This window comes from Psychrobacter sp. MES7-P7E (assembly GCF_002863645.1).
Taxonomy (GTDB): Bacteria; Pseudomonadota; Gammaproteobacteria; order Pseudomonadales; family Moraxellaceae; genus Psychrobacter.
The window spans coordinates 1-3,569 of sequence record NZ_PJBU01000027.1 but is presented as its reverse complement, the minus strand read 5'-3'; the positions used below and the strand labels follow the sequence as shown (position 1 = coordinate 3,569).

Annotated in this window: 4 protein-coding genes and 1 pseudogene; 2 read left to right on the top strand and 3 right to left on the bottom strand. The window is 38.9% G+C overall.

Annotated elements, in window-relative coordinates; all coding sequences use genetic code 11:
- Nucleotides 1-952, bottom strand: a pseudogene (locus tag CXF62_RS01280) (IS3 family transposase); the annotation flags it as partial.
- 80 nt (nucleotides 953-1,032) lie between these two features.
- On the opposite strand from CXF62_RS01280, the gene CXF62_RS01275 reads away from it, so the two are divergent.
- The gene (locus CXF62_RS01275; protein ID WP_185156569.1) at nucleotides 1,033-1,638 is read left to right on the top strand and encodes a fatty acid desaturase; all 606 of its coding nucleotides are present in this window, start codon (nucleotides 1,033-1,035) and stop codon (nucleotides 1,636-1,638) included.
- Between the two features lie 304 nt (nucleotides 1,639-1,942).
- Here CXF62_RS01275 and CXF62_RS01270 read toward each other — a convergent pair whose 3' ends face one another.
- Nucleotides 1,943-2,245, bottom strand: coding sequence for a helix-turn-helix domain-containing protein (locus CXF62_RS01270; protein WP_011512377.1), 303 nt, complete (start codon nucleotides 2,243-2,245; stop codon nucleotides 1,943-1,945).
- 1 nt (nucleotide 2,246) lies between these two features.
- Entirely contained in the window at nucleotides 2,247-2,594 is a 348-nt protein-coding gene (locus tag CXF62_RS01265) for a type II toxin-antitoxin system RelE/ParE family toxin (protein WP_075101971.1), read from the bottom strand.
- Nucleotides 2,595-2,845: 251 nt separating this feature from the next.
- Here CXF62_RS01265 and CXF62_RS01260 point away from each other — a divergent pair, with 251 nt between their 5' ends.
- Nucleotides 2,846-3,436, top strand: coding sequence for a recombinase family protein (locus tag CXF62_RS01260; protein WP_102092620.1), 591 nt, complete (start codon nucleotides 2,846-2,848; stop codon nucleotides 3,434-3,436).
- Nucleotides 3,437-3,569 lie beyond the last annotated feature (133 nt).

The window sequence follows — 3,569 nt, the reverse complement described above, 5'->3', positions numbered from 1 at the left end:
TTACCACTCATTGAGCCTTTAAAATAATGCTGCTTGATAATTTTGTGATAGGCATGACTGCAATACTGGCTGCCTCTATCAGAATGTACAATCAGCCCTTGGCTTGGACCTTTATTCTTAATTGCCATATTCAATGCACGACAGACTAAATCGGCGGTCATGCGCTTACTTAAGGCATATCCAACAAGCTCTTTGGTGTAGAGATCTTTAACACCTGCTAAGTATAGCCAACCCTCAGCAGTCCAAATATAAGTGATGTCACTGACCCAAGACTCATTGGGTCGCTTAGCATCAAACTGCTGATCCAGCACGTTTGGATAGACAAGCTTGTTATGATTGGAGTTGGTGGTGACTTTAAAACGTTTGTGACGACGGCATTTGATTCCATATTCTTCTTTAATACGTCTGACCATGTATAAGCTAATGTCATGGCCTTGCTCTATTAGCTTTGCATGCAGTCGATCAACACCATAACGTTCTTTAGTTTCACTGTGAGCCGCTTTAACTAATATCTCACAGTGATTACGGTGTATCTGCTGTTCACTCATCTCACGATTTATCCAGTCGTAGTAGCTTGATGGTTTTACGTTTAATACGCGGCACATGCAGGTAATACTAAAAAGGTACTGGTTGTCTTTGATAAAGACGTACTTCATCAACTGTGCTTCGCGAAGTACGCCGTGGCCTTTTTTAGTATCTCTCGTTCCTCTTCAGCCACTTTAAGCTGCCGTTTGAGCTGCTTTATTTCCTGAATAGCTGCCATAAGCTCAGGGTCATACTGCTCAGTTCCTAAAAGCTTGCCTTGATTGGCTTTGTTCTGCCAGTTTGATAAGGTTTGCATCGCTATACCAAGTTGCTTGGCAGTGGCTGAAACATTACCGTTGTTGTCTGCTATCTTCTTTACGGCTTCTGCTTTAAATTCTGTGCTGTAAGTTCTGATTTTCTTGGTCATGGTAAACTCCTCGTCGAGTCGCTAGTTTACCAAGTTTATCTCTACGGTTTCTTCAGCATAGCTCAGTATGGGGCTCATTAGTGATTGTTGGTCTATTACGTTTAGTATTAACCCATCACTTTACTTTTTTTATTAACTCGTTTTGCCACATGTTTGGCTCACGTCCTTATACCGATACGAATAGTGGACGTGACAACTTTTTCCTCGCTATATTCACATGGGGCGAAGGCTATCATAATTACCATCACTTTTTTCAATACGACTACCGTAATGGGGTAAAATGGTGGCAATATGACCCAACTAAATGGTTGATTGCTGGTTTATCTAAAGTGGGATTAACTACTGAGCTACGTACCGTTGATGACACTACCATTAAACATGCCGAAGTAAGAATGCAATTTAAACAGGCTCAGCAAAAGATTAGTACAGTAATGTCAGCCGGTCTAGATATTCCTCATGCTATGAAAACCTTCCAAGACCGTATTAATTTTGAGCATGACGCCTTCATGCAAACAGTGGCAGAATGGCAAGCACTAAAAGCGCAAAAAATTGAAATGAAAAAGAATCAGTACTCTGAACGTTTGCATGAAATTGATGACAAATTTAAGCAAGAATATACGAGAATTGAGGAAAAAATTCTTGAGCATAATAGTAATCTAAAAATGATTTTTCGCCCTATAGGCTAGAATGACAAGGTTGTTTAATAGCACTTCACTAAGGAGTTTATATTATTAGAGATATAACCAATTAGATATCCTAAGGGTAGTTCTTCTAAGCTAAGCTATACCCTAGCAGAACCACCTAAAAAGCCCCGAAAACCTATTAACAGACTACTTAAAACAGACTGCTATAATGGAACCATCTATAACAGGTTTTTGAATTAAGGGACGGGCTGCTGTGCTTTTCTAATAACATTAGCCTATTCTTAGTAATAAAAAAGCCACCTATAAGAAGGTGGCTTATTAGCGCTTGAATCACTTGAATTTATTATTACACATTAAAGCCTATGTGCTTCCCTGTTGGCAGCTCAACGTCGATACGAAGCTTGCCACCCATAGCTTCAACATATTTTTTCATGGTTGATATTTTAAGATCATTGCCGCGATTTTCTATAGCAGACAATGAAGGCTGCTTAATACCCATGGTTTGAGCTAGTTCTTTTTGAGAGATCTCTAACTCTTCACGAATACGAGACAGCTGGTTTTCTAAAAGCAATTGCTCTGCCAGTTGTTTAATACGCGCTTGGCTATCCAAAGAGCGCTCAGCTAACATCTCTTGTAATGTCTTAGTCATGTTATGGATCTCCTAAAGTTCTGAGGTGACACTCATACTGCTGGTCTGCAGTGGCTAGCATTTCTTTATAAAAACGCTTTTTATTACCTTTATCACCAATACAAAGCACAATCGCTTGCCGCTTTGGGTCAAAGGCAAAAAAGGCTCTGAGTGGATTGCCTCTGTGCTGAATACGCAACTCTTTCATGTTGGTAAACTTTGAATCATACACCGTATCTACTAAAGGGCGACCCAAGCTTGGACCTTGCTGTTCTAAAACCACCAAAGCTGCCAGTACTTTTTCTTGCGTTGATTCATCTTGCTGATCAAACCATTGGTTGAACAGCTCTGTTGTGATGACAGTCCACATATAAAAACCAATATATAGATTACAGTCTATATTATACATCTAATCGAGACAGTCTGCAATTATAGTGAGCGGCTCTTAACAGCCTATTCTTAGTAGCGACCATATTTTCTATCATTAACCTATACTCAAAAAATAAAACCTCTAAACGATAATTTAGCTATCATTTGACTTATATTAGTAATTAAACGATAGTAATATCCTGATATTATCAATGAACATTAATTATCAATTCTAAGTAATAGAGGGGCGTTATGACCGTTCGTATTTATGTGAGAGCCAGCACCAAGGATCAAGACGCTACTAGAGCATTAGTAGATTTGGTTGCCTTCAGTAGCCGCTATGGTGATAGCTATGTTGATTACGTTGAGCACTTCAGTGGTGCAAAGCTCGATAGACCAGCATTAGCTAAGCTGCTAAAAGACGCCGAGCAAGGCGATATTTTATTGGTTGAAAGCGTGGATAGATTAAGCAGACTATCTCAAGATGATTTTGCGATTCTAAAGCAGCGTATCAAAGATAAAGGCTTAAGGTTAATCGTAGCAGACCTACCTACTACGCATACAATCAATACTGGCATGAGTGGAGAGATATTGGCTGTAATCAACAACATGCTAATTGATTTATTAGCAACAATGGCTAAATTGGATAATGACAAGCGTAGAGAGCGTATTAAGCAAGGATTAGCTAATAGTGGTTATAAACCTACAGGCAAAAAAGCTAATACACAGAAGCACAAACGCATTAGAGAATTAGCAAGTCAAAACAATATGAAAAAAGATGAAATAGCTAAGGCCTGTGGTGTTGGAGTGGCTACAGTTTATCGAGTACTAAAAGATACGTAATACGTCAGGTAATGAACTTAAATAATTATGCTTTGCTGAATTACTATGTCTAAAAATAAAACAGTAGTCATAAGCATTAATTATCTGCAAGCGCTACCTTAGTATAGTGAGCGTGTAGTAGCGCTTTTACTTC

Coding starts and splice junctions, on each gene's coding strand:
- CXF62_RS01265 (WP_075101971.1), bottom strand. CDS start 2,594: ATGTGGACTGTCATCACAACAGAGCTGTTCAACCAATGGTTTGATCAG.
- CXF62_RS01260 (WP_102092620.1), top strand. CDS start 2,846: ATGACCGTTCGTATTTATGTGAGAGCCAGCACCAAGGATCAAGACGCT.
- CXF62_RS01270 (WP_011512377.1), bottom strand. CDS start 2,245: ATGACTAAGACATTACAAGAGATGTTAGCTGAGCGCTCTTTGGATAGC.